Source organism: Candidatus Methylacidiphilales bacterium (assembly GCA_033875315.1).
Lineage (GTDB): Bacteria > Verrucomicrobiota > Verrucomicrobiia > Methylacidiphilales > CAZTYG01 > JANRJG01.
Genome location: JANRJG010000041.1, coordinates 50,504 through 77,303 on the forward strand (window position 1 = coordinate 50,504; position 26,800 = coordinate 77,303).

The 26,800-nt window shown below is 58.3% G+C and carries 23 protein-coding genes; 6 read left to right on the forward strand and 17 right to left on the reverse strand.

Features of this window, described 5'->3' with window-relative positions; genetic code table 11:
- Positions 1-21 precede the first annotated feature (21 nt).
- Positions 22-894, reverse strand: a complete 873-nt coding sequence (locus tag SFU85_13135) for a hypothetical protein (GenBank protein MDX6767720.1) — start codon at positions 892-894, stop codon at positions 22-24.
- Positions 895-990: 96 nt separating this feature from the next.
- Between SFU85_13135 and SFU85_13140 the strand changes: the two genes are divergently transcribed.
- The 6 genes from SFU85_13140 (at position 991) to argS (ending at position 6,709) form a co-directional block, all read left to right on the forward strand.
- Positions 991-1,860 carry a DNA glycosylase gene (locus SFU85_13140; protein MDX6767721.1) on the forward strand — a complete coding sequence of 290 codons (870 nt, stop codon included), beginning with the start codon at positions 991-993 and terminating at the stop codon, positions 1,858-1,860.
- Between the two features lie 248 nt (positions 1,861-2,108).
- Positions 2,109-3,152: an outer membrane protein assembly factor BamD gene (gene bamD / locus SFU85_13145; GenBank protein ID MDX6767722.1), complete on the forward strand. Its 1,044-nt coding sequence runs from the start codon at positions 2,109-2,111 to the stop codon at positions 3,150-3,152.
- The gene (gene lptE / locus SFU85_13150) at positions 3,149-3,685 is read left to right on the forward strand and encodes an LPS assembly lipoprotein LptE (GenBank protein ID MDX6767723.1); all 537 of its coding nucleotides are present in this window, start codon (positions 3,149-3,151) and stop codon (positions 3,683-3,685) included. The genes bamD and lptE overlap by 4 nt, the downstream gene beginning before the upstream one ends.
- 52 nt (positions 3,686-3,737) lie before the next feature.
- Positions 3,738-4,424 (forward strand): hypothetical protein, encoded by a 687-nt coding sequence (locus SFU85_13155; protein MDX6767724.1) that lies wholly within the window; start codon positions 3,738-3,740, stop codon positions 4,422-4,424.
- Between the two features lie 7 nt (positions 4,425-4,431).
- A complete protein-coding gene (locus SFU85_13160; GenBank protein ID MDX6767725.1) occupies positions 4,432-4,878 on the forward strand; it encodes a PTS sugar transporter subunit IIA in 447 nt (148 codons plus the stop codon).
- 73 nt (positions 4,879-4,951) lie between these two features.
- On the forward strand, positions 4,952-6,709 hold the full coding sequence (gene argS, locus SFU85_13165) for an arginine--tRNA ligase (protein ID MDX6767726.1): 1,758 nt from the start codon (positions 4,952-4,954) through the stop codon (positions 6,707-6,709).
- A 164-nt stretch (positions 6,710-6,873) separates the two neighbouring features.
- Here argS and rsfS read toward each other — a convergent pair whose 3' ends face one another.
- From rsfS to SFU85_13245, 16 genes are all read right to left on the reverse strand, one after another.
- Complete coding sequence (gene rsfS, locus SFU85_13170) at positions 6,874-7,218, reverse strand: ribosome silencing factor (protein MDX6767727.1); 345 nt, start codon at positions 7,216-7,218, stop codon at positions 6,874-6,876.
- Entirely contained in the window at positions 7,215-7,808 is a 594-nt protein-coding gene (gene nadD / locus SFU85_13175; GenBank protein MDX6767728.1) for a nicotinate (nicotinamide) nucleotide adenylyltransferase, read from the reverse strand. Before nadD ends, rsfS begins: the two co-directional genes overlap by 4 nt.
- Before the next feature lie 3 nt (positions 7,809-7,811).
- On the reverse strand, positions 7,812-8,435 hold the full coding sequence (locus tag SFU85_13180; GenBank protein ID MDX6767729.1) for a polysaccharide biosynthesis/export family protein: 624 nt from the start codon (positions 8,433-8,435) through the stop codon (positions 7,812-7,814).
- A 5-nt stretch (positions 8,436-8,440) separates the two neighbouring features.
- Entirely contained in the window at positions 8,441-10,687 is a 2,247-nt protein-coding gene (locus SFU85_13185) for a polysaccharide biosynthesis tyrosine autokinase (protein MDX6767730.1), read from the reverse strand.
- 93 nt (positions 10,688-10,780) lie between these two features.
- Positions 10,781-11,989, reverse strand: coding sequence for an outer membrane beta-barrel protein (locus tag SFU85_13190; GenBank protein ID MDX6767731.1), 1,209 nt, complete (start codon positions 11,987-11,989; stop codon positions 10,781-10,783).
- A 164-nt stretch (positions 11,990-12,153) separates the two neighbouring features.
- A complete protein-coding gene (locus SFU85_13195) occupies positions 12,154-13,887 on the reverse strand; it encodes a glycosyltransferase family 39 protein (GenBank protein MDX6767732.1) in 1,734 nt (577 codons plus the stop codon).
- Between the two features lies 1 nt (position 13,888).
- Positions 13,889-15,244, reverse strand: coding sequence for a sigma-54 dependent transcriptional regulator (locus SFU85_13200; GenBank protein MDX6767733.1), 1,356 nt, complete (start codon positions 15,242-15,244; stop codon positions 13,889-13,891).
- Entirely contained in the window at positions 15,241-16,431 is a 1,191-nt protein-coding gene (locus SFU85_13205) for an ATP-binding protein (protein MDX6767734.1), read from the reverse strand. Before SFU85_13205 ends, SFU85_13200 begins: the two co-directional genes overlap by 4 nt.
- Before the next feature lie 101 nt (positions 16,432-16,532).
- Positions 16,533-17,504, reverse strand: a complete 972-nt coding sequence (gene corA / locus SFU85_13210; GenBank protein MDX6767735.1) for a magnesium/cobalt transporter CorA — start codon at positions 17,502-17,504, stop codon at positions 16,533-16,535.
- A gap of 355 nt (positions 17,505-17,859) precedes the next feature.
- Positions 17,860-18,594 (reverse strand): EpsI family protein, encoded by a 735-nt coding sequence (locus SFU85_13215; protein MDX6767736.1) that lies wholly within the window; start codon positions 18,592-18,594, stop codon positions 17,860-17,862.
- Positions 18,594-19,661: an exosortase/archaeosortase family protein gene (locus SFU85_13220; protein MDX6767737.1), complete on the reverse strand. Its 1,068-nt coding sequence runs from the start codon at positions 19,659-19,661 to the stop codon at positions 18,594-18,596. Before SFU85_13220 ends, SFU85_13215 begins: the two co-directional genes overlap by 1 nt.
- Positions 19,662-19,785: 124 nt before the next feature.
- The gene (locus SFU85_13225) at positions 19,786-20,829 is read right to left on the reverse strand and encodes a glycosyltransferase family 9 protein (GenBank protein ID MDX6767738.1); all 1,044 of its coding nucleotides are present in this window, start codon (positions 20,827-20,829) and stop codon (positions 19,786-19,788) included.
- Positions 20,830-20,901: 72 nt separating this feature from the next.
- Entirely contained in the window at positions 20,902-21,633 is a 732-nt protein-coding gene (locus SFU85_13230) for a class I SAM-dependent methyltransferase (protein MDX6767739.1), read from the reverse strand.
- Positions 21,606-22,367: a glycosyltransferase gene (locus SFU85_13235; protein MDX6767740.1), complete on the reverse strand. Its 762-nt coding sequence runs from the start codon at positions 22,365-22,367 to the stop codon at positions 21,606-21,608. Before SFU85_13235 ends, SFU85_13230 begins: the two co-directional genes overlap by 28 nt.
- A gap of 251 nt (positions 22,368-22,618) precedes the next feature.
- The gene (locus SFU85_13240; GenBank protein MDX6767741.1) at positions 22,619-23,590 is read right to left on the reverse strand and encodes a glycosyltransferase; all 972 of its coding nucleotides are present in this window, start codon (positions 23,588-23,590) and stop codon (positions 22,619-22,621) included.
- 1,086 nt (positions 23,591-24,676) lie between these two features.
- Positions 24,677-26,611, reverse strand: coding sequence for a WecB/TagA/CpsF family glycosyltransferase (locus SFU85_13245; GenBank protein ID MDX6767742.1), 1,935 nt, complete (start codon positions 26,609-26,611; stop codon positions 24,677-24,679).
- Positions 26,612-26,800 lie beyond the last annotated feature (189 nt).

A 26,800-nucleotide genomic window follows, 5' to 3' on the forward strand; every position in this document is an offset into this window, starting at 1 on the left:
CCGCGGCAGATGAAGCAAAGCTCAGGGAAGCGGGGCGCCCGGAACCTGGGGCAGATGTGTCTCCGGCGGCAGGGGGACGGCACGCAAAATCTGGCGGATTTCGAACTCACGCTCCACCCGGTTGAACGGCCCGAAGATCGGCTGTCCCGCAGCATCGAAGAGTTCGACCAACAAACGGTGGCGTCCCGGCTGGAGGTTGGCCCAGAGCACCGGGCCGGGCTCGGTCAGGGTGCCCTCGTAGACGTCCAGCTTGTAACGGAGCCTCACCGCATGTTCCCCAGAAAAGTCCACGTTGTGGACCCAATAATCAAAACAGAGACGCTCGTTGGCATCCAATGAAGCGGGCCCGCCCGCCGGAAGATTGACGGTGAGGAAAGGCAGCGTGGGATCGGTGTAATTCTGGAAATCCTTCTTTTTGACAAAAAAATGCACCATGGCAAAGGCTCCCGGCTGCCGCAGGGATGTGCCATCCGGGCGAACCGCCAGGACCCGCACGGTGTGCCCGCCCTGGTTCAGGTTTTTCAATGGGAAGGGACGGGCCACGTCGTGCCAGGGCTGCGGGGGCTGGTTATCCACCAGGACATGAAGGCGGTTCCCCTCCTCGGCCAAAAGGTAGTTGTCCACTTGGAGGAAGACATCCACCGTGCTGGTGGGAATGATTTCCCGGCTGCGTGGTGAAAGAATGCGCACCTCAATCGGACGGGAAGGATCGGTCGGCTGGCCATCCCGCCCGGCTTCCGGATTGACCGCGGGGAGTGGCTGGGTTTCCGCCGACTGGGGGATGGGTAACGGAAGATCGTCCGCCACAGGCTCGGCTCTCGGAGGCGTGGAGGGCGCGGACGCAGGTTCTTGGGCCCCCAGCGACACGACGGCCAGCAGGAGAGGAATCCCCATCCTACAGCCCAATCCAGCCCAATGGCGCGTGATCTCCACTCTCGGTTGTTAAAACGGGCTGGGCAGAAGTCAAGGGAAGGGTGCAGCATCTCGCCCATGTTCCGGATCGAGGCCCCTGACTTCGACCTCCATGCCACGCTGGATTGCGGCCAGACATTCAGTTGGGAATGTCTTCCGGACCGGACATGGCAAGGCTGGATCCACGGCATCCCATGCCTGATCCGGCAATGCGGAGATGAACTGGAAATTGAGGGGACCATAGACCCTGGGGTCGTGCGGTCGTATTTCGCACTCGATGATTCTTGGGCCTCCTGGATGGAACTCCTACCGGCAGACCCGGTGGTCCGCGCGGCAGCAGAAGCCTGCCGCGGTCTGCGCTGCATCCAGGACCCCTGGTGGGAATGCACCGCCAATTTTATCTGTTCGTCCCTCAAACAAATCCCTCAAATCCGCCGCATCCACCGGGCCCTGCGCGCCGCCTATTCGCCGGGAATTCCAGTCTGGCCGGGGGCCCCCTTCCCCGGACCGGCCACCATCGCCACCGCCCCCGAATCCATCCTGCGCGCGGCCGGTTTGGGTTACCGGGCCCGCCACCTCCACCGTGCCGCCACCCACCTCACGGAAAAGGGCTTTGACTTTGCTTCCACTGCCGGAATGCCCATCGAAGTCGCGGCCCGGAAGTTGTGCGAACTCCCCGGCGTCGGCGACAAGGTGGCGCATTGCATCCTGCTTTATGCGGGAAGACGTTACGACGCCTTCCCACTGGATGTCTGGATGATCCGTTTAATCCGGCAACACTACCGCCGGCCGGGACGACGATTGAACCGCATGGCCGATCTGCATCGCTTCGCCCTCCGCCATCTGGGACCCCACCGGGGCTTGGCCCAACTTTACCTCTTCCATGACGGTCGCAGTCGTTCCATCCGGCAACGCGCCCATGAACGCCCTCGGGCCCAGTCCTTGTGAACGGAAAAACACGCCCCCACACCTATTGATGCACCCCGCCGTGAAACACTCGGAAGATCATGGAGGCCGACCGGGATGGTCTGAAATGCCGAATGAGTCGGCAACTGCAAGGCCCTTTTCCAAAAGGGTTTGCAGCAGGGTGCGGATCCCAGGCCTTATTGCCATGCGAGATAAGCTGGCTAAACCCTCCTGCCAGAAGAGGATGTGAACCCTTGACCTGCAACCTTGCTGACCATAGGTTGAGACGCATGAAGCGCGTCTTTTCCGCCCTGCTCCTTGCGGGGGCCTTGGCCTGTCCGGTTGAGGCCGCTCTGGTTTGGCGACCCGGTGAAGGCTGGGTGAACGAAAGCAGCGGCGAAACCCTGGCCGCGAGCGACGCCAAGGCCGCGCTGCAGATGTCCCGCGATTTTGAATCCAAGGAAGCTTGGAAAGATGCGCTCGCCGGATACCGCACCATCATCCGCCGGTGGCCCCTCTCCTCCGCCGCAGGCGAAGCCCAATTCAAAGCCGGCCTCATGCAGGAAAAGATGGGGGACTTCTGGAACGCGAACAAATCTTACCAGGAAGTGGTTAAGAAATACGCCGGCAGCCAATACTTCGATTTGGCCATTGAGCGCCAATACAACATCGGCAACCTCTTCCTGGCCGGTGAACCCCAACGCATCTGGAAAATCCCCCTCTTCCCCTCGATGGAAAAAACCATCCAGATTTTCCAGGGCGTGATCAAGAACGCCCCCTATGGAAAATACGCGCCGGCCTCGCAGTTCAAGATCGGCCTGGCCAATGAACAGCAAAAGAAATGGACCGCAGCCATCGATGCCTATAACAAGCTCCTCGACCGCTACCCCAAGAGCGACTACGCCGACGATGCCCAATACCAGATCGGTTACGCGTGGTACCAGGCCTCCAGCCAACCGGAATACGACCAGAGTGCGGCCCAGAAATCCATCGAAGCCTTCCAGGATTTCAGCGTTCGCTTCCCCAACAGCGAAAAGGCCGCCCAAGCCCGCGAGTATGTCCAAGAATTGAGCGAACGCCGCATCAAGGGCTCCATCAATATCGCTCGTTTTTACGAGCAACAAAAAAACTACAAAGCGGCGATCATCTATTACGGAGAAGTGGTGCAGCAAAACCCGGACTCGCCCGACGCCACCGAAGCCAAGCAAAAGATGGAAGCGCTGCGCTCCAAAGTGGAAAAAGCCTCCCGCCCTGGACAAGCCCCCTCAGAAGCAGATGTGCCACCCCCCATCGATTCCAAACAACCCCCCATCGAAGACGCCCCGCCCTTATGAAACGCCCCACCACCACCTTTGGCATCTGGATCGCCTCAGTCGTATTGATTCCCCTCCTCACTCTGTCGGGATGTTCCGGCTACCGGTTGGGCAATGTGCCCTACAAGGAAATGGAAGGCGTCCGCAGCATTTACGTGCCCACGGTCAAAAACAAAACCCTCGAACCCAGCCTGCAGATCGCGGCCACCAACGCCATCCTGCGCGCCATCGACAACGACGGCACCTACCATTCCGCCCGCTCATCCGCGGCTGACGCCACCCTGGAAGTCACCCTGTCCCAATTCTCACGCAAGCCCATACGCTCCAACCGGGAAAACCTCACCACCACCATCCAATACCGCCTGACCATCGTCGCCACCGGCACGCTCACCAACCACCGGACCGGTCAAAAGGTCTTTTCCGAACTGACCGCCACGGGGGAGACCGATTTCTTCGTGCAGGACGACCTCCAAGAGAGCGAACGCCAGGCCGCCCCGACCGCGCTGGATCAAATGGCGCAGCGGTTGGTCAACCAAATCACCGAAGGCTGGTAATTCCCGGGGACCCCCACACCGGGAACAGTCCGAAGGCCGGGAGAATGCGGGCGTGAAGTTCCTCAAAGCCCTGCTCGCTTGTCTGCTGCTGCCCTGCTTCCATGCCCTCTTTTCCTTTGCCAGGGAAATCGCGCTGGCTGTCGATGTATCCCGTGTGCCCTGGATACCCTTGGCGGTTTTCTTCCTTGGCATGAGTGCCTGGTGCCTGGTTTTTTTTCTTTTTCCCAGACCGACCTGGTTCTACGTCCTCGGACATGAAATCACCCACGCCGTCGCCGTGGTGGCCAGCGGAGGCCGCGTCAGCGGTTTCAAAGTCCGGTCCGACGGCGGCCATGTGGTGGCCGACCGGACCTCATGCTTCATTGCCCTCAGCCCCTACTTGATCCCTTTTTACCCCATTGTCTTGGGCGTGATCTGGGCTCTGGTCGTCCATTTCCTGCCAGATTGGCAGCGTTACACCATCCTCTTCCTCCCCTTTTGGGGGGCCAGCTGGGGATTCCACTTCACGTTCACCGGCAGTCTGCTCAAAAGCGGCCAATCAGACTTCGAGAGCCAGGGCTATTTTTTCAGCTGGGTGATCATCCTGCTGGGCAATCTGGGCTTCCTCGTTTGTATGGCCTACTTCTGGACCCAACCCTTCCCCCTGCCGGAGGCCCTCGCCCTTCTGGCCCGCTCCCTGTTGAATTCGTATGAATTGTGCGGGCAGGTATTGCAGGACTGGAAAGACATGATTAACTGATGCGCGCATGGAAACCGTGGATATTCGTCCGAAAACCATCCTGGGCAGCCTGCGGGCCTGCAGCCGGGCGGAGGTGTTCCGGGAAATGGTTGACCATCTGGTTGAAACCAAGCTCCTTCCCCAAGACCTGCGCGAGCCCGTGATCCAGGCGCTGGAAATTCGCGAACAGAAACTGACCACCGCCATCGGCAACTCCCTGGCCCTGCCGCATGCCTCCATCCCCCACCTGCCCACCAGTGTCACTGCTCTGGCCCGTTCCGTCGAAGGCATCGATTGCCAGGCCCCCGATGGCCGCCCCGTCCACCTTTTTTATCTCGTCTTGGTGCCGACAGAGGACTATGCGGTCCACTTGCGCACCGTGGCCGCAGTCACCCGGTTCTTCCGTGACCCGGGCATCTTCGAGAAACTCCATGCCTGCGGGAACGACCAAGAATTGATGGCCGTCTTCAGCTGAGTCTTTCCCTTCCCGGAGTGGTCCCCACGCCATCCTTGAAGCCCGGGCGCCTGGCCGCTATGGTGCATCCGCCATGGCTTCTGTTTCCCTGCTTGCCACCCTAGAGGAACTCCTCACCGTCTGGGTCGGACGACACGCCCCGGCTTGCGGCAAAGGTCCCTGGGTCAAGGCCTGCCAGGATGAACGATTCGGGCATTTCCAAACCAACCTGGCCATGGTGGCCGGCAAATCCCTCGGCATCAATCCGCGTGAACTGGCCGTCCAGATTGCGGATTTCACCGGACAGGATCCACGGCTGGAAAAACCGGAAATCGCCGGCCCCGGTTTCGTCAATTTCCGTTTCCGCCTGAGCGCCATCGAAGAACGCACCCAAGCCCTCTGGGACCACCCACGCACCGGACTCTCGACCACGCTCCACCCCAAGACCATCGTGGTCGACTACAGCGGCCCCAACGTGGCCAAGGAGATGCACGTCGGCCATATCCGCAGCACCATCCTCGGCGATGCCCTCTCCCGCATCCTCGCCGCGCGCGGGCACTTCGTCATCCGGGACAATCATCTCGGAGACTGGGGAACCCAGTTCGGCAAAATGATCCTGGGCTACAAAATGGCCGGCAAGCCCGCCCTCTCCCCCGAAAATGCCGTGGCCGACATGCAGCGCTTCTACCAGCAAACCCATGAGGCCTGCGAGAAAGACCCCCAGTTGCTGGAACGTGCACGCCAGGAACTGGCCCAGCTCCAGGATGGCGACCTGGAGAATGTCTCCATCTGGATGGAATTCCGCAAATTGTCCCAATCCGCCTTCGATGAAATTTATGCACGGCTGGGCGTGGAATTCGACCAGACGTTGGCGGAGAGTTTCTACAATCCATGGCTCAAAGAAGTGGTGCGGGACTTACTGGACAAAGGGGTGGCCCGCGAAAGCCAGGGTGCGGTCGGCGTGTTCCACGATCCAGCACAGCCGCGGGAAAAAAGCCCGTTCCTGGTCCGCAATAAAGAGGAGTGGACGGATGTCCCCATGCTCATCCAAAAAAAGGACGGGGCCGCATTGTATGCCACAACCGACCTGGCCACCGTTCGTTACCGGGCGGAAGAATGGAAGTCCGAAGCCATCCTCTACGTCACCGACGGACGCCAACAGCAGCACTTCAACCAGCTCTTCGATGTTTGCCGCCGCTGGGGCTACCGGGTCGAATTCCACCACGTCTGGTTCGGTGCCGTGCTCGGTGCCGACGGGAAACCGCTGAAAACCCGCGACGGCAATCCCATCCGCTTGCGCGACCTTCTGGATGAAGCCGAGCAGCGCGCTGCCGCCATCTTGCGGGAGAAACGACCCGGGGCAAGCGAGACGGACATCCGGGCTGCGGCGCGGATCATCGGTATTGGGTCGCTCAAATACGCTGATCTGAGCCAGAACCGCAACCTGGACTACGTCTTCGATTGGGACAAGCTGCTGGCTTTCGACGGCAACACGGCGCCGTATCTGCTCAACGCCTATGTCCGCACCCGTTCCATCCTCCGGAAGGCTGACGGGCCGAGCGGGAAACCGCGCTTCATACTCCGGGAAACCGTCGAATCCGATCTCGCCCGCCGGCTGCTGGCTTTCGAGGATGCCCTGGATTCGGTCGTCCAGGACCACCGGCCACATCTCCTGTGTGCCTATCTCTATGAAACCGCCGTGCTCTTCCACCGATTCTTCGAACACTGCCCGGTGCTGAAGGCGGAAAATGAGGAATTGAAACAGTCCCGGCTGGCACTGTGTGAGCTGACCGGGCGCGTGTTGCGCGAGGGGCTGGGCCTGCTTGGGATCGGGACACTGGAAGAAATGTAAGATCGCCCGCCAAGTCGCACACCCAATCCGATTGACTGGGCGACGGGTCTTCGGGAGGGCGAGGCTCCCGCCGAGCCAAGTTAAGGTCAGCATGCCACACGCGGCTCAGCAGGAGCTTCGCCCTCCCGTAAGGCGCTTTATCGCCTACTGAATGTGAAATGGTCTCACTTGATACGGGGGGCGTCCTTCCAAAGATTCTCCAAGTCGTAAAAGGCGCGCTTCTGTTCGTGCATGATGTGTACCAAGACATCGCCGTAATCGAGGACGATCCATTGGCTTCCAGAGCGCCCATCTCGGGCCAGCGGCTTCATCCCGGCTTTTTCCCTCAGCCCCTCCTCAACGGATTCGGCGATGGCTTTGAGGTGGGGTTCGGACTGGCCCGAGCAAACCATGAAGCACAAGGCAGGTCCCTCGATCTTCTCCAAGTCGAGCAGGACCGGATCGAGGGCTTTTTTTTCCAATGCCCATTCCCGGCAAAGGAGGGCGGTTTTTCGGGTGGAGGGGTTCATGGGCGATGGGGTTGGTTCTGGATATAACGCGCGACGGGGTCCGGCACCAGACCTTTGATCGGCAGACGACGGCGCAGCCGCTCGCGTATCCGGGTGGCAGATATGTCGTAACGCGAAGGCAGGATGTGAAGTGCCATCCCGCGGCGAGGCCGCGGCACTTCGGTCCGGGGAAAGACGGCGAAATGAACGACCGCCGCCAGACGATCGGGGTGCTTCCAGCGGGGCAGGGCCTCCCACTGGTCTGAGCCCATGATCCAGAACAACTCCGCCCCGGGATAAAGGCCGGAAAAGGCTTCCGCCGTCAGATAGGAATAACAGACCCCGGGACGATCCATGTCCCAGCGTGAAATTTCCGCCCATTTTTCACCCCGCAGCATGGCCTTGAGCATGCGAAGACGACCTGCGGCTGGGGTGGGGCGGGTGCCGGATTTGTGGGGAGAAAGCCTACAGGGCAGAAAAATCACCCGGTCGAGAGAGAGCGCTTCCAAGGCATCCCGGGCGGCAAGGTAGTGTCCCCAGTGCGGAGGATCAAAGGTTCCCCCAAACAGGCCGAGGCGGACCTTGGAGAAGGCAGACGTGTGCGCAGGCATGCGCTAAAAAATACTGCGGTCGACTTGGATGATGTCGTCCGGCAGCAAAGGCACATCTTTGGAGGGATCTTTGAGAACTTCCACCGCATTGATGAGCATGATTTCCTTGCCCCGCAGCAGCTTGACCGCCCGCTTGTTTGAATAGTCGGTGAATCCGCCACAGGTGGCGATCGCGCCCATGACGGTCAGGTCCTTTGCGTAGAAAATACGCTGGGGCGAGCGCACATCCCCGGTGACATTGATGAAGCGGGACTGCTGGCTTGTGACCGTGACGTTCGGGGTGGTGTAAAACCGGCCAAGTTTGTAGAGAGTTTCGATGCGTTCCTTGACCATGACAGTCGTCATGCCCGTGACTTTGATCCCGCCGATGTAGGGCAGGGAGATCGAGCCGCTTTCGTCCACCTTCATCTGCTGGACATAGGCTTCCTCGGCCGGCACACCACTGAGTTGGACTGAGAGCGAGTCCCCGACGCGGAGAAGATCGTTGCCCTCGGAGTCCTGGCCGACTGTAGGCGTGACGGTAGGGAAACTTGAGCTCGAGTCCCGGGATGCACCGCCGCCGAGCCCGGCGCAGCCAGAGAACAGCACCATCAGCAAAACCCAAGCGATACCAAGGGGAGGTTTCATGAGTATTAAAAATCTTCGTTAACCGTGCCACCGGGTGCGGGAGCAGGCGGGCTATCGCCGGAGGCTGGAGGCTCGACGGCGGAAGCTTGGTTCTTTTTGACCTTCTTCTCCAACTGCCGTTTGTTTTCTCTGGCCTTCTTCTTGGCCTCACCGCGTGATCCTGACTTGTAATAACCGTAGTAGCCGTAGTAGCTGGTGTAGTAATAGTAGGAATCGTCGCTCCGGAGGTGGACCTTGTTCAGGATAACCCCGCCGAAACGCCCCCCGACTTCTTCAACCACTTTCTTGGCCCGCCAGGAGATGTTTCGGGGATAGCGGCGGTGCTGGATGGCAAGCAAGGTGGTGTCGACTTCATGTACGATGACCGCGGCGTCCGAAATGCCCAGGATCGGGGGGGCGTCGAAGAGGATGACGTCGTAGTGCGGCTTGAGGGTCTCGACGACCTCCGACATCTTGGCCGGACTGAGCGCACCCATGCATTGGGGCGGCAGCTTGCCCGCGCTGATGACATGCAGGTTGGGGATCTCGGTGGCACGGATGTATTCATGCAGCGGGCCGTAGCCGAGGAGAAAGTCCGCCAGACCCTGGTCGTTGGAGATACCCAGGATCGAATTGAGGGAATGACGCCGGAAGTCGGTGTCCACAATCAGGGTGTTGATGCCGCTGTAGGCACAGACATAGGCCAGATTGAAGAGCGTGGTCGTCTTTCCCTCGCCGGGCCCCCCGCTGACGACGGTGAGGGTGTGGGCCCCATCCGGTTTGGCCTTGAGGTCGATTTTTGCACGTAAGATACGATAGGCTTCGGCATTGGGAGAATCCGGCCCCTCCAAGTTGAGGGCGCTGACCCCTTCGGGCACCACGCCCACCACGGTCGTGTTGAGGTAGCGTTCGACGTCGTCGAGCGACTTCACACTGGTGTCGAGGTATTCGATGAAGAAAGCCAGGGACACGCCCAGGACCAAACCGACCAGCGCGGCCAGGGAAATGTTGAGGGTGAGATTGGGGCGGATCGGTCGCAGATTTTCCTCGGCGGCGTTGACCAGGGTCACCGGACGGGAGGTGATCTGGGCATCGACCGATTCCTGCTTGTAACGGGCCACCAGCAGGGAATAGAGCGAGCTTTGTGTCTCCATCTCGCGAATGGCGTCCTCATAGGGAGCCAGCTTTTCGGAACGGTTGCTTCGGCTGTTGTCGCGCAGTTTCAACACCTCGGCCTCGACACCAGCCACCTTGGCCTCCGAGACACCCAGATCAATCTCGAGGGAGCGCTTCACCCCAACCAAAAGATCATCCAATTGGTTGCGCAGTTTTTTGATCTGGGCCAGGGTGGATTTGATCCTTGGGTGCTCCGATTCGAAGCCCTGCTTTTCCAAGGATTTCAAGTAGGTTTCGTTGGCGTAGAGGTTTTGCTTGGTTTGGGAAATGGTGCCATCTTCCAGACCGAGAGAAGCGATGACCGACTCCATTTCCTGGGGGCTGAGGTCCTTGATTTTATCCAAACGGACCTTGCGCGCCAGCACATCGGACTTCATCTCGCTGAGCATTGCCTCTTTGCGCTGGAGTTCCATGTCCTGCATGGTGGCGACATCGTTGGTGTTGGACATGCCGCCGGGTATATAAGAGTCGGGACCGAGTTCCTTGCGGAGTTTTTCGACTTTGGCCTTGGCCCGGTCGAATTCGGCCTTTTGCTTGTCCATTTCATTCTTGAGCGAGGACAGGCCGGACTCCGAACGTATTTGGATCTCCTCCAGCCGGTAGACCTCGTATTCGTCAGCGATCGTATTGGCGATGAGCTTGCAAAGGGCGGGGTCGGTGCTGTTAACGGCAATTTCGATCAGCTTGGTGTTGCGGTAGGGCTGAACTGCCAGCATACCCCTGCGGAGCATGACGTAAGTCTGGTCCTCCGTCATGAGTTGGTCACCGGTCATGCCGTTCATCTGCGAGAACTTGCGCTGGAGGTCGAGTCGCTTGATGATGCGGTTGAGGACTTTTTTGGATTGGATGAGCTCGAATTCCGTCTGGAAGAAAATGGCGTCGAAGCCCTGCATGCTCGCGCCAAAGACACTCATGTCCTTGTTCTCCATGTCGACCTTGATGACGGACGAGGAGGTGTAGATCTTCGGGAGGGTCTTGGTGTAGAAATAGGCCGTCGTGACCACGAGAACGAAGATGGTCAGGATGATGGGCCAGCGGTTTTTGACGACGCGCCAGTAATCACTGAAATGGAGATTTACCTCCGGGGTCTCGGCCATGTTTTATGTTCGCACCGGCACCACCGGTTGTAAAATAGATAAGTTCGGGACAGGAACGGGGAGCAGGAAGTTCCGGAAGGACGAAGCCGGGAATCAGTATTTGCCGGTGATCCCAAAATAGATCTGATTTCTCCAGTATTCCCGGGAGGCGTCATCAGAATCAACCCCCGATAGGGTGTATCCGACATTGGCGGAGAGGTAGTTGGTGATGGTGTAGCTCAAGCCAAGCGAGGTGGTATAGCTGGTTTCATCGATGGCATCCGAATTAACAGCGCCAAGAGCGCTGGATCGGTCCAGACTTTGAAATTGGCCACGGACGGAACCCGTTGCGGTTAGCTTGGGCGTGATGGCGTGCTGAATTTCCAAGGCCAGGGTGTGTCCGGTGCTGGTACCGGATTGGGCATCATCCGTCAGGTTGGTTGCGTAATTGTAGCTGGCACGGAGGCGGCTACCGGGCAGATAGGTCCAGGCCGTGCTGAGGTCCACGTAGGGGTTGGCCCCATCACTCAGCGCGGTATTGGCACGGTCGACGTATTCACCCCCGAATCGTCCGGTGATCAGCCAGTTGGTGAGGATGTAATGATCGGCCCCAACCGTCCCGCGGTAGACGTCGAAATCACGAGTACCCAAGATATTTCCATCCGTGTAATCGGTGGTGCTGTAATTGAAAGCCGCCACAGCAGTGGTGGTCGGCAAGACAGAAAACTGGAAATCCTGCCTCACACCGTGGGTCATCTGGTCGTTGACCAGATTGATGGAGGAGTCGTCATAGCGGTCAAGGGTATTGGAATAGCCGGTCACGGTCGAAAACCGGTCTGTCCATTTGGCGGTGCCATCGATGCTTGCACTGTTGGAGAAGCCATCACCAAGGAAGCGCTGAATGGCGGTGCCGGAGCGACCCTCAGCTTCCTGGGCGAAGCGGAACTGTTCGCGCAAATCTAACTGAAAGCGGTCGGAAAAATTGTGGCTCACACGGCCCGTGAAAAGTTGGTTGTAATCGAAATCATCGCCAGGACGGTCCCAGTAAAAGATAAGCCCGAAATCGGCGCCGAAGGAGATGGAAGTGTTTTCCATGGGGTAATTGAAAACCACGGAGGGATTGACGATGGTTTTCCATGATCCCTGCTCGTTGTTAGACGAGGTAAAAATGTTGTCGTCATATTCCTGCCTCAGACCCACTGAGATCGTGTAAGGCTTGCCAGAGCCCTCCACGCCCGCACGCAGATTCGCCTGGGCATTCGCCTCACACAGGTCGATCAGCAGCAAAACGAGCAGCGCGAAAAGAGCAGAAAGTCTGTTCATGGAGGTTTAGTATGGCGAAAGTTTCAAAATTCGTAAGTTACGATTGTGCAATTAAAGAATTTAAGTGACATGCACCTAATAAGTCAACCGGGAATTTATTCCACTTAAGTCTCAGAATCATAGCACTTAACAGTTCTTTTTAAGTCCAAAACCATAAGAAAAGATCAACGCCAGCGAATCTTGTCGGAGAAATACATGTAGTCGTCCTTGTTGGGCGGCAGGACGGTGACCTGGGGAAGAGGCAATTCACGGAAATCGGAGCGGCGGATCAGGGGCGCCCAATCACGGAACTCTCCGGTATTGACCTCGGAATAGAGTTTTTTCTCAGAGCTATACGGGGTCAAAAGCATGGCGGAGATTTTCACAGTGAAATCGTTCAACGCGAAGAAATCCTCGCGTTTCAGGGGCAACCATATCGTGGTCCGGTTGGAATACCAAGCCCCGGCCCAAGGGACATCCATGGCTTGGATTTCTTTTTCATCCAGCCATGAACCGACGAGGACAAAAACCGGCGGAAAGTACGGTGGGTAAGAGTATGGAGGCGCGGGTCGCTGGATCAACCTCACTCCCAGCGGGATAATCTGCAGGAGGCAAACCACGGCAAAGATCGGAATCACCAGAATGGTCGAGGGAAGCTGCAGCCTGTTGATCATGACAAAAAGAAAGGCCACGCCGTAGCCGGCCAACACGGGCAGAAAGACCAGGAGCAGGTTGAGATGAAGATGTTCTTCGACAGGGCGCAACTTGATGATGGCGGCATTGCAAAGAATCACGGCAGTGAGTGACGCCACCCAGAACCAGCGAGATTGTTGGCAATGGGATCTGCGGAAAACATGGATCAACCCGGCCAAGAAAAGACACGGAATCACAGCACCTCCAAAAAAGGCGGAAAAGTTCGTGGAAATGTTGGCCAACCCGAGGGCCAAAGCCCGAAGTAATGGCTTCAATCCGTAGGCCCGGGATGGATCTTCCCCAAAAACCCGCCAAATCGAGTCCCCAGGCATGGATCCGTTGTCGACAAAAATTTCGACCCAGGCAAAACCGAACGGATTTCCGGTCAGGTTGATGTTCCGGATGATCCAGGGTATACAGACAAGCACGGGCAGCACCAGGGCAATGGCCACCATGAGGTTGCGGCGCACAAAAACCAAGAAGGCGAAACCCACCATGGCCGGAACGAGCACGAGCATGGGGTAACTGGTCATACCCATGCCCGAAACGGCCAGCGCTGCCGTCGCCCACCATGCGGCCGCTGACGTCTGGGCATCGCTTTCCTCGGCAAGGAGGGATTCGTTGATGCAAAAACCCGCCAAGCACAACAGGAACATCAGAGGAGCAAGAGGTAGGCCGGAAATGGTCAGATCCCATACGAGATCGGAAGCAACGAGCAGACCGCAGGAGATGATGGCCACGCGGTCGTCAAAAGAACGCAACATCCACAAGTAGAAAACAACCACCGCCAGCACCAAAAACAGGATATTGGTGAAAATGATGACTTTCTCGGGCGGATAGACCGAAAAATCCTTGAGTTCGGTGATTTTGACAGAGAAGTCCGTGCCGGTCAACTTAAAGGCCCCACCAAGGAGATAGGGATACAGTGGTGCGTGGATGACATCAGGAGAACGCTGGATATCGCTCGGGATTGCCAGGTTTTTTTTCTCCTTGTTTTCCTTGATGATCATCGGACGGAGGAACTGGGTGCTGAAGCCGTGTCCGAGCGCGATCTGGCGGCCGATCTGGGCCAGGTCCATGGCCATGGGTTCACTCAGGCCATTGAACTGCCGGACCATGTAAAAGATCCCCAGTCCGGCCAGCAATATGATGACGGCCAATCGTAAGATCCAGCGGCGGAGGTTGCCCACCTCGAGTGCGTAAACAATGTCCTGTAGTCCCGGCATATCAGTCCCCGATTTGGTATTCGTTCAATTTGCGATGCAACGTGCGGCGGCTGATGCCCAGCAGGCGGGCCGCTTCGGTACGGTTCCCCGAGCAGGTCTGTAGTGCCTGCTGGATGGAGTGTTTTTCAATCACTTGCAGGTTGAGCGTTTCCACGGACGGGGAATTGTGTTCCATCACGGCCGAACGCAGGTCGGGAGGCAGGTCACCGGGAAGGATTTCTCTTCCACGGCACATCACCACCCCATGTTCCACGGCGGCACGCAACTGGCGCACGTTACCGGGCCAGGTGTATTGCACAAGCATATCTTCCACCCGGGGGCTGAAGTGCAGCCCGGGCTTCCCGTTCTCACGCGCGAATTCCTCCAGAAACGTCCTGGCCAGGAGGGCGATGTCGCCGGTCCGTTCGCGCAAAGGCGGGAGGTCGATGCGGACGACATTGATGCGGTAATACAGGTCCTCCCGGAAGGTCCCTTCCTTGACCATGGCCGCAAGGTCCCGGTTGGTCGCGGCAATCACCCGGACATCGACCTGGATGCGCTTGTTCCCACCGACCCTTTCAAAAGAACGCTCGCCCAGGACCCGGAGCAACTTGACCTGGATCGTGGCGTCAATTTCCCCGATCTCATCCAGGAAGATCGTGCCACCGTCCGCCTCCTCGAAGCGCCCGGTCCTCCGTTCCATCGCCCCGGTAAAGGCCCCTTTTTCGTGGCCAAAAAGCTCACTCTCCAGCAACTGGGCGGACAAGGCCGCGCAATGCACCGCCAGAAACGGGCGGGCTTTGCGCGAGCTGAGTTGGTGGAGGGCCTGGGCCACCAATTCCTTGCCTGTGCCACTCTCGCCCTGCACCAGGACAGTGGCCCGGGTGTCGGCCACCTGACGCAGGGTCTCAAAGATTTCCACCATCCGCGGCGAGCGTCCGACAAACCGTTCCAAACCGTGCTCTTTCTCGATCCGGTCGCGCAGGCGGCGGTTTTCCACCTCCACACGGCGGCCGCGCAGGGCCCGCAAGAGCATCATTTCCAGTTTGTCGATGTTGACCGGCTTGGTCACATAATCCTGCGCTCCGCGTCGCATGGCCTCGACCGCATTCTCCACCGATCCGTAGGCGGTCATCATGAAACAGACCGGTTGGTGCGGCAGGTTCTGGCACCGCTTCAACACGTCCATGCCGCTGTCCGAACCCAGTCGCAGGTCGGTCAGGACCAGGTCCACCGTCTCGGTGGTGAGCACGTTCTCCGCACCCGCCAGGTCCGGGGCCAGATAAACCTCGAAGTGGTCCGCCAAGGCACGGCGCAGCCCCTCGCGGGTGTGTTTTTCATCCTCGACGATCAACAGGGTCGGCTTCAATCCACTCATCCGTTTTTGCCCTTTCTGCCTTCCGCACGGGCCTTGTCCGGGGTGCTTTCCAGCAACCGGACTTGTCGACCGCCGGCCGGGAACTTCAGTCGCACCGCCGTACCGCGGCCCGGATGGCTCTCGATTTCCATCTCACCCCCGTGCTCCCTGACAATCCGTTGGACAATCATCAACCCCAGCCCGGACCCACCCTCCTTGGTGGTGTAATAGGCCTCGGTCACTCGCGGCAAGTCCTCGACCGAGATCCCACAGCCGTTGTCCCGGAAGACCACCACCACCCATTCATCCTGCCTGGCCACTGTGATGTTGAGCAGCCCCTGGGCTCCCATGGCCTGGAAAGCGTTTCGGGAAAGATTGTATATCACCTGCTTGACCTGCACCGGATCGAGCAAAAGATCGGGCAGGTCGGACGCAATGTCAGTTTCCACCAGAACGCCGCGGTCCCGGATCTCCGCATCCAAGGTTTCCAAGGTCTCGCGGATGAGCAGTCCGAGCTGCAGGGGCTGGAAATCCGGCACGGTGGGACGGATGGCCCTGAGAAATTGCTGGATGATGGCATCCAAGCGGTCGATTTCCCGACGGGCGATGCCGATCGACTCTTTCAAGGGGGCCGCCACGTCGGGTTCTAGGCGGCGCAAATCGCGCTGCATCAATTGGAGATGGATGTTCAGACTGTTGATCGGGTTGCCCAACTCATGCGCCACACCCGCCGCCAGCAAGGTCAGGGCCTGCATCCGCTCGGATTCGATCGCCTCACGGGCCGTCGACTCCCGTTCGGTGATGTCATGGAAAATCGCCACCCGCATCCCCTCCCATGCCCCCTCGGTCACTTCCATCGGCAACAGGACCAACTCGACCACCTTCGGCTCGGGGTAATGAATCGACAGCCGCCGGGTCACCCCTTGGGGCTCGTCCAGCCATTCTTTCCATGGCACGTCGCGCAAATAGCGCTCCACGGGCTGGCCCGAGGCCGTTTCGCGCGGAAAAGGCAGGAGCCGCGTGGCTGCACGATTGGTGTATTGGATCACGCCTTTCCCATCCAGGACCACGATGGCGTCCTGGAGCGTGTTGAAGAGGGTTTCCAAATAACCGTGCTCCCGGGCCAGGCGCACCAAATAGCGCTGCAGCTGTTCCGGCTCCAACTGGTCCACCCGTTCCAGCAATTTCCCTAGAAAAGACGCTTTCACAGAGACAAAATGTCTCTTATCCCCTCATTTTCGACAAGAGCGAATTTTGCTGACAAAATGACGCAAATACCCTCGCCTGTCACGATGTCACTGCAGAGGCTTCAAAACCACTTCTTGCGCTTGAGCCAGATGGCCATTCCGATCACGCCCAGGATGTTGAGCAAAAAAGCCATCGGATAGGAAGACGCCCACTTCAACTCCGGCATCTGCTCGAAATTCATCCCGTACCAACTCCCGATCACCACCGGGGGCAGGGTCAAGGCGGTCAGGGCGGTCAGAACTTTGATCCCCTCGTTGGACTGCTGGGCCGTGCGGTTCAGGTAAAGATCAAACGAGGTCAACAACTGTTCGCTCGCCGACAGCGCCGTTTCATCGATCCGCACCAGATTGTCATGAATGTCGCGGAAGTAGGGCAGCAGATTCGGCCGGATGAGCTTGTATTCACCGCGGGCCAGACGGCCGATGATTTCCCGTTGGGGCCGGACGATGCGGCGGAGCAACCCGATGTCCTTCCGGCAGTCCAGGATCATCGGCACCATGTCCTGGGTGTGCGATTTCCCCAAAAGCAGATCTTCCAGTTCCTCCAATTCCTCGTGCAACTCATCCATCACCGGATTGTAATTATCCACCATCAAATCGATGATGGTGTGGGCCAGGCGGTCGGGACCGCGGGCGATCGTGCCGATCTTGTTCACGGATCGTTCGATCGCCGTCTTGAGCGAGCGCAGGGGCAATTCATGGTAGGTGACGAGGTAATCCTTGCCCAAGAACAGGTTCAATTCGGTGGTGGTGAATTTTTCCTGACGGTTGAAATCCACCGCGTGCATGACCATGAAGAGATAGTCCTCATAGTCCTCGATTTTGGGCAGTTGCGAAACCGCCACACAGTCCTCGATCGAGAGCGGGTGGAAATGAAAGAGCCCTTCCAGGACCTCCCGGGTTTCTTCGTCGGTCGGATTGTCCAAGTCGATCCAGATGATCAATCCCTTGTCCGAGCGGACCAGACGCAGGGCGTCGAGGTCGAGATCCTGCGCCGCCAGCTTGCCCTCGTTGAATACAAACGTGCGGATCATCCCTGCTTCTTACGCTCTGGACCCGACCGGGCAAGCCCGATCTTGGCCCCGGGAAACCAACGCCTCATGGCGGACTGCTTCTACCCATCCCTGAAATCAGGCCGGCAAAGCACACCGGAATAGACTCAAGAAATAAAAATCTGATCTCTCGGAAGATTCTGTCAAATTTAGCCAGGCAAATTTCGTTGAAACTACCGCCTCCCGAAAGGAGCTAAGAACCTATCCGGATAGGCTCTTGGTCTCCGAATCTACACCTTGAGGAATTACGGTTTGTCGCCGGCCGCCGTTACTGAATGCTCCAAAGGAAATTTTTTGCCGGATTGATACGTCTGTATGGGCTGCCTCTCGCTCGGCGTTAAGGCGATTCGCGTGGCAGAAGAAAGGAGGGAGCAATTTCCGACGTAAACGATTTCAACATGTCCAGAGTCTGGGCTTCATCTTTACCGTTGAGGACATACCCTTGGGTGACCACGCTCATGACACTGACGTAAGCCCAACGGTGGTTGATTTGGCGGAACACCCGATCCCAACTGGTCAAAAAGAGTCGCTTCCAATGGTGCGGAGTTGTCGTGTCCTTGCCAATGAACCAATAAAGAAAGACCGCGCGCATCTGGTTCTTGCGACCGTTCCCAAAATCGACTTCACGCTGCAGGTCCAGCTTCATTGCTTCGAGATTGCCGCCATCCTTCATCGGGATGTTCACGGTCTGGCCCTTGCGCATGTACCAACCTTGGGCAGGCAGACAGACTTCTGGGCGGTGGATGCTGCGCTTCTCCCCACCCGCCAGCACGATGGAAACCGTGATGCGGTCACCTTTGGTCGAAAAGTAGGCCTTGCGGACAATCTCGGTGTCGCTTGGCAGGAGGAGTTTTTCGCCAGGGGACATTTCCTGGGGTTCCGAGAGCATGCCCAGAGGGAAATCAGGCAAAACCATCCGCACTCCGGGTTGGGAGGCCGTGTTTGGGTTGGGTGTGATCCAGCATATCCCCACCGCCAGAATCGAGAGCCCGAGCAGGACCAGTCCGCGCCCGAGAGCGATGCGGATCGGCCCGGTCTTTGTGCCCGTGATGTCCAGTGTCAGCTCAGTCATCAGAACTCCTTTCCGGGCTGGGGAGGACTCTTTACCGCGCCGATCACTGCGTACAATCCCTTGCTCCTCTCGATCAGTGTTTTGCAGCCTTCATTCAGGAACCAACCCCACGTGAACATTCCTCCCAACGCCACCCCGAATACCAGAAATCCGGAAGCCATGTGGTACGTGCTTGGATGCTCCAAATCCCCGATGGCCACCTTGCTGCCCAATAGAAGAGTGCCGAAGGTGAGCATGAGGATGCGACAAAAGTTGCCCAGCACGGCAAACGGGGCCGCCGAAAGAAAAACCAGCCAACCCCGCCAATGGTCGGTGAAAAAGGCCAGGAATTCGACGCACCCCCTCTGCCAAAACGGCCCCCCAGCCACCTGCTTGCGCCATCCGGCCAGGGTGTCGTCTTTGGTGGTACCGAAATAGGCGAAAAGGGCGGAAACCATGGTCAGGGCAAAGAGCGACCGGATACCGCTGCACGGATCGGCCACATCCAGGGCGAATCGGGCCCCCTGGGCCAGCCCGCGCACCGGATCAGGAGCCGAAACAATCGACGTCCCCACCCGCAGAACGTCGAGGCCGATGAGATTCAGAAACCCATGCGAAAAACGGGCCATGATGTCACGCAGGGGAAATGCGATCGTCGCTTCCAGAAATGGCATCGGCCAGGCAAAAAACAGAAAAGCATAGGGAAAAAAAACCGCCCGCAACAGCGGCCAACCAAACAGCCACACTGCCGTGGCCCCAATCATGAGATGAAAAACCAAAAAGCTGAAAACCACGATGTCGATGAGGTAACCAACCCAGAAGAGCCCCATGCCTAACAGGAAAAGATACAATCCGGAAATCTGCCCCTCCCAAGGAACATCTCGCAATTTCTCACGATCCAACCAAATGATGAAAAGGGAAATCAGCGGCACCAATTGGCAGTGCTCCCATTCTTTTGCGTGCTTCCACATCCAGAGGAGGTTGGAGACCACCGAAGTCGGCTGGTCACCCCAACCCGCCCCATAGGGGAACAAGGCAAACATCAGGGCCAAGCCGGCACCGGCCGCTGCCACAGAAGCCGAAGGCATGAGCCATACCGGAAATCGCGAATGGCTTCCGTTCTGCATGGCCAACAAAGTAGACACATCGCCCGAAGGTTCCAAACGCTTTTTTCAATGTGGCACGCCCCTGCCTTGCCGGAAGTCTCCGCAATCAACGATTGTCCGCCGAAGACGCCTTCACCGCCGCGACCACTTCATCCACTTCCAATTCGCGCAGCAGTGACAACCCCTTGGTCACATAATCCCGCAGGCACCCCTCGGTCATGGGCTTCTTCATGACACGGACATGCGGTCCGCGCGGGGCAAACCAGACATCGGGCATTTCGCCAAAAAGGACCACCGTGTCTTTACCCATGGAAGCCGAGAGATGGGCCGGAAACGAATCCAACCCGATCAACCCCCGGGCTCCCGCCACCAACTCCGCAAAACCGCGCAGCCCGCCCGCTTCAAAGACTTCCTGCCCCGGAGGCAGCTCGACTTCATCATCCATCCCCTGACTCCGCACCCAGACCGTGGACACATCGAGCGCGCGCAAGCGGATTAAGAGCTCCCGCCATTTCTCCCCACTCCAACGCTTGGGCAACAATCTGCCCCCGGAATGCACCACCCAATAAGAGTTGCGGCGGCCCGCAGATTTAAGTCCTGGAGCAGGAACAACCGGCCATGAAAACAACTCATTGACAGAAAACCCCAGCATCCGCGCCATCTCGCCCCAGTTGTCCTGGTGGTGCAGGTCGCGGCGGGGTCGCAACCAGGCTTCGGTCAGCAGGGGACCGGCGAGACCATTCAACAAACGCCCGAAAGCCTGTGTCTCCCGCAGGCAGGGACGAAGGAAAGCAGCCTCGCGGGCGTAACAGTTGTTCGGCACCGCAGGCAGGCCGATGCGTCGATCAAAGCCCGCACGCTTCATCCAAAAATGTGTCCGCGGATCACCCCAGGCACAAACCGCCGTATCCGCTCCATGCTTCTGCCTCCACCCCCCCCAATCGTCTCCCCTCCACCAGTTGTCCACATCCGGGCGGAAAATCCCCACAGCCAGATCCGGAAAAGCCAACTGGATGACAGACGCCGGCCCCGGCGTGGCACAGGCCGTGACCTCGATTCCCGCCTCGCGCGCCCCATGGATGAAGGGCAACGCCATGACCGCATCGCCCATCTGGTGCCATTCCACCACCGTTATCTTTGCAGGCCTCACGCGGTCAACTTATCGGCTCCCGAAGCTGATGTCACCTTTCACCTACCAACGACCATCTCCCGATTCCAGCCACTAGTCACAGACTCGGCAAAGTGCCACCACGGAAAGGCCCGCCAGCCTGTTTTGACAGGCCCAGGAAAGCTCCCACCGGCATACCCGCTCAAGGAGCACCCCCGCCCAGACCGGCAACGTTTTCATATCAGATGACGTGGGATTCCGGTTCAACCACCCGCGCATGCGCACCGGAACCGCCAGTGGCAGTATGCTGGCAAAAAAATAATGAGTCCTCAAGATTTCCAGCCGTCCCTCACTTTCCAGTAACCGCCTCAAACTGGCAATGGTGTAGCGCCGGTAATGACCCAAAAAGCGATCGTGAGAAGAATACAAAAAAGGCAGGGCAGGAACGGTGATAAAGACATAGCCGTTTTTTGACACCCGCGAAACGGAATCCGATAGAACCTTTTGGTCGTCCGGCACGTGCTCAAGCACATCCATCATGATCGCGAGATCGTAAGTCTTTCCCGGCAAAAAAGATGGATGGATTTCGATCCGGCTGTTGAGCGCCGTGGTTACCTGGGCATAGACCGGATCCACCCCGAGGGAGCGCGCGGGAGAAGCCAGACCCACTTGTTCCAGCTTGTGGAGAAACAGGCCCAACCCAGAGCCAACATCGACGCAAGTGAACCGCTCGGGATCGAGGGGCAGCGAACGCAAATGTTCGAGCAACAAGGCAAATTTGGCTTTGTAGTACCAGTGAGCCAAAGCCTCCCCACCGATCATCTGTTCTTTCTCTGTGACATCCATGCCAGCCTTTCCTTCCGGATCTGCCACAGGGAAGTGACCATCCGAATTGTGTCCCTCATCAATCGAACCTTGCTGCCGGGAACATCCTCCCAATCAATGGGCACCTCCAGGACGGGCCAACCGGATGTTTTCAAGGCCGCCAGCAGTTCCACATCAAAGGCAAAACGGTGGCCACGAAGTCTGCCCCTGACCGCCTGGAATCCTGCTTGGGGAATAAATTTTAGACCACACTGGCTGTCATATATCCCCGGGTCGATCATCACACCAACCAGAAAGGCAAAGAACCGCCCCATGAAGTGTCGTGCGGTCGTTCTGGTTATGGAACGCCCCAGCATTTTGATGCGAGAGCCAAAAAAAACCGGATCGCCATCACCACCGAGCAAAGACGCCACCCGACACACTTCTTCCGGAGATACCGCCCCGTCGGCATCGACGAAGCCCAGATAAGGATAATCGTTGCCGCGGTCCCATGCCGTCAGCACGGCCCCGCCTTTGCCTTTGTTTTCTTCCAGCCAGATGGTCTCTAACAGACAACTATACTGGGCTGCGATGGGCTTGATTTTTTCCCGCAGCAGGTTTTGCTCGGCCTCTCCGGATCCGTCATCGACAACCTGGATCCGCGCTCCGGGGAACTGCCTCTCCAAAGCCTCGGCCAACTTCCCCAAGTAAACCGGCAGCCGCCGGCTTTCCCGATAGGCAGGAATAGCCAACAGAAACTTCAAGGGCGCGGTCATAACCAGAAATAGAGGCGGCTTCGGCGGGCACTAGGCACCTACTTGGGAAAGGCTCGTCTCCTGCAAAGAGGAGGGGCAGCCCCTCCCTCCCGGGTTGCGAACCACCGCAAGCCCGATCAAACCCGAGCAGCGGCCCTTCCCCACACGTATGAGCAGTGATAACGCCATGTAGTCGCTTTGCACGGGCATCATGTCCGCAATAGACCGGAAAACAAGCATTCGGTATCCGGAAACCCCGCGGCTCACCAACCTCACTTCACCGCTTCCCCGCCGCTCGACTCCGCAAGCCTATTCCTCACCCGCACTCCGGCCCCGCACCCAGCAGGAATACCACAACAACCCGATAGAAAACAATCCCCCGCATCACGCAGCGCGGCCCAACCCCATCCCTCTGTTCTGAAAAAGCGGCGGTAATTCCCCGGCAGATACCTCCACAAATGCGCGCTGCCCCTGTTCCAATAGGCCAGGTAGGTCAAGTTCTGCAGCAGGGCACAAAATTTGGCGTAACCCCTCCGGGAATTACTCCCGGGACTTTCTGGAGGAAGATGGGGAACGGCCACATCGCCCCTGAATACAGCCCCTTCAACTTGGGCCACCCGCATGGAAAAATCCAAATCTTCGCCCAGCATCCAAAAATCTGTCCGGTGCAGTCCGGCTTTTGACACGGCGGCCACCGACACCAACTGACAGGCCCCGGTGGTCCACAAACAGGGATGCGCCGAGGATCCACATGCCCGGGCCACCGCCACAGGGTCACTCGTGCGGCGAAAAAGTCGCCGCAGCCCGAGTTGCCGTGGCTCGGGGAACCCCCAAATTTTCCCCTCGTGGTCCGTCAACAGCGGAACCGCCATGCCCGCCCCGGCCCCCGCCAGGGCCTCGAGTAAAAGGGCCAGGGTTTCCGGAGGTGGCGCCACATCATCATCCAGAATCCACCAGTGTGTCGGCGTGGGTTCAACAGACGCCGCCCTTTCCAACAAATGTTCCTCGGCCAACCTTAATCCCGCCCCACAACCCAGGTTCGATGCAGCCGCCAGATAAGTGGACTTGACCGGGAGCGTGGACACCGTTTCCCGTGTGGTGGGATCATTGGCATTGTCCACCACCACGATACCCGCCACTGGGTGGGTCTGTCTGGACAGACACTCTCCCAGTCTGCGGATTTCCTGTGGACGACGGTAAGTCGCCACCAATGCCACCACCACCGCCGATCCTCCGGCTTTCACCGCATCCACCTTCCCACACAGGCCCCTATCCGGCGACGTAGCGAATAAAGCCTTGCCCCGCACAAGCGCATCCAGCGTGCTCGTGCGCGGAAAAGCTCCCCCATGCCGTAACGTTCCGTCATTTCAGCCGTTTCATTCCACGCCCGCACCAATTGGGATCCTGTCTTCGAATCTGCATGCAGCCGTTGCACCGCCAAAACTTCGGCCAGATAAAACCAACGGGTATCTCGGGCAATCCTCAACCAGTATTCATGGTCCATGCAATATCGGAGGGCAGAATCCAAGGGACCGAAATGCTCATAAACCCGCCTCCGGATGAAAGTCGCCGGTTGGGAAACAAAATTGTCCCGCAGAAGGCGGGCGACCGAAAACGGTCCCGTCCGTTTTCTCCTCACCCAACCAGAATCCCCTTCCAAAAAAGCAAAGTCTCCGTAAACCACATCCACCTCGGGATTGGACTGGAAAACTTCCGCCACCCGGCCCAGGGCGCAAGGTTGCAGATAATCATCCGCACAAAGATACGATAGGAGGTCTCCTTTCGCCGCAGCGAAGCCCCGATTGATCGCATCCGTCTGCCCCCCATCCGGTTCGCTCACAAAACGGAATTCATATCGGTCCATTACGATGGAAGTCGGGTGATCCCGGAGCAAACCAGAATCCCGCCCCCTTTCAACGCAAGGCGTTTCCCGCTTTTTTGTGTTTTCCTCCAACCACGCCACCGTCCCATCTGTGGAAACTCCGTCCTGAACCAGATGTTCCACGGAAAAATCCGAAACACTGGAACACTGAAATAAAGAGGGGGGCACCTCTCCCCCCTCTCCCCTTTTCAGCGTTTCAGTTTTCAATTTTTCAGCTTTTTCCAGAATCTGCCCCCGCACACTCTCCACACACTCCGGCAAATAAGCCACTTGGTTGAGGCTCGGGGTGATGATCGAAAACTTCAACATACCTTCCACCTTCCGGACCCCACAAAACCATCCACCCCAGCCCGATCAGGGCCTTCGAGCTTCGGCAGATGGCCGGGACCGCGAGTGGTGAAGTGAAAAGTCATGAACGCCCTCCAAATGGGGTTAACCAATGCGCCTGTCAAGTGGAGCCCGCTTTCTCTGCTCGCTTGCTTTGTAGTTCGTGGAATAAATCGCGGTAAAGCCCTGCCACTCGCTCCCAAGAGTATTGTGTCCGGGCGCGTTCCAGGGCGGCCTGGCCCAGTTGATGGCAGAGGACTTTCTGAGCTGCCAAGTGCCGCATTTTGTCCGAGAGATCGGCGCAAAGCGCGTCCGGACTCCCGCAATTTTCACCGCCGAAGGCCATGCCTGCATCGGCCACCACCTCGCGGGTCGCCTCACAATCCTGATAAAGGATGGCCTGCGCCATCCCCATCTGGTCCAGAAGCACCAGCCGGGTGGCCTCAATGGCTGCTGGCATGACAAAGAACAGGGCATTCTGGCTCAGCTCCACGTAGGCTTCGGCATAGCGTCCCCCGGTGAAAATGACCCGGTCCGAAGCCAGATTGCGGAGCTCCCGTTCGTATGCTTTTTCATAGCCAGCCGACCCAACGATCACCAAGGGCGGCACCTCATCCGGGGACAAGTTTCGGTGCGCCCGCAGGAGAAGATCGGTTTCATTTTCCGGACTCAGACGGGAAACATGCAATAGATAGCCCTTGGGAACCAAACCCCAGCGCTCCAATTCTCCCTGGCGGATGGGAACCGTCCGGATCGGGGCACCGTAGCTGATGTACTTCGGGGTATGCCCATACTCCCGTTGATAATGCCGGACGACCTGAAGATTGTCCGCGATGACCGCATCCCCAAGGGAAACGGCCCGCTTTTCCGAACGTCGCAGCCACCAACGGGCCACTGGGCCCCATTTTTTCCGCTTGAAATCTGCCCCATCCACATTGATGACCACCAAGCTGCCGGTCAGGCGGTTGAAGTATCGACCCCACGGGGTATTCCCCACCCCGCACACGTAGATGATGTCGTAACGCCGGAAGAAGGTATCGAGGTAGGACAATGAGGTGTGAACTATGCTTTCCAGATTTTTTGTAGGCAGAGTGGGATACCAACGCAGATGCATCCCGAGATATTCCCGAAGCCGGTCCCGGTAGTGCTGCCAACGGTTGTAAACCACCACCTGGTAGCCGTCTGCTGCCAGACGCCGGCCCAACTCCTCGACCACGGTCTCGAAGCCGGAGTATCTAGCAGGCACCCCGCGCGAACCGATGAAGGCGATGCTCGGTTGGCCAGCCTGCGCAGCGGGCCGTCCGACTCCCAAGCAACCATCCCGGATGAGGTAGTAGACAAAGAGCGCATTGTAGCGCGCGTACCTGCGCCACAGGCGTCGCGGTTCCTGCATCAAGCGATAAAGCCAGGTCAGGGACATCGCCTGCATCCAATCCGGAGCAAAGGGCCGTTGCCCGGCCAACAAGGCAAAGGCGTCGCCTACCGCGAAGAAGACACCCCGGGTGTGGCGTCCCAAATTTTCGACGATCCATGCTTCTTGCCGTTCTCCTCCCAGGGCCACCCAAATGAAATCAGCCCCACACTGGCGGATTCTCCGAGCAAAGTCCTCTTGATCATCCCCGGTCCATGGGCGGAAGGGCGGGGAGCAGGTTCCGGCAATGACAATGTCCGGATTCAATTCGCGGGCTTTTTGTTGCAGAAGCGCGAGCGTTTCTTCCGTACCTCCGAAGAAAAAATGGCGTGTGCCAGGCGCTGCATTCTGGAGTGCGTAGCGCATGAAGTAGGGTCCATAGACACGGTCTTTGAGTCCCGCACCCAGAAAATTCAGGGCCCAAATCAGAGGCATCCCGTCAGGGAGGACCAGATCGAACCGGTCCATGACCTGTCGGAAAGAGGGGCTGTGGCGGGCTTGGGAAACAATATGTGTGTTGCAGGCCGATACCGCGCCCGGCTTCTCCCTGCGGACCATCTCCTGACAAGCCCGCAAGGCCTCCCGATAATCCACGCAGGCGATGCGCGTCCCCAACAAGGAAAGATATTTCACCCGTTCGGGCATGATTCAAGAATGACCGGATTGCAAACCCTTGTCAGCGTCAATTTCCCCAATCCTCCCTGATCTTTTCCCCATGGGAGACACCGCTCATTTACGGGGAAAACGCCCCTCCGGGAACCTTCTCATCGAGACCACCCGGCGCTGGTCTTACAATTTAGAGCCATTCCGGTTTAACTAGATGCATTTCTTGTT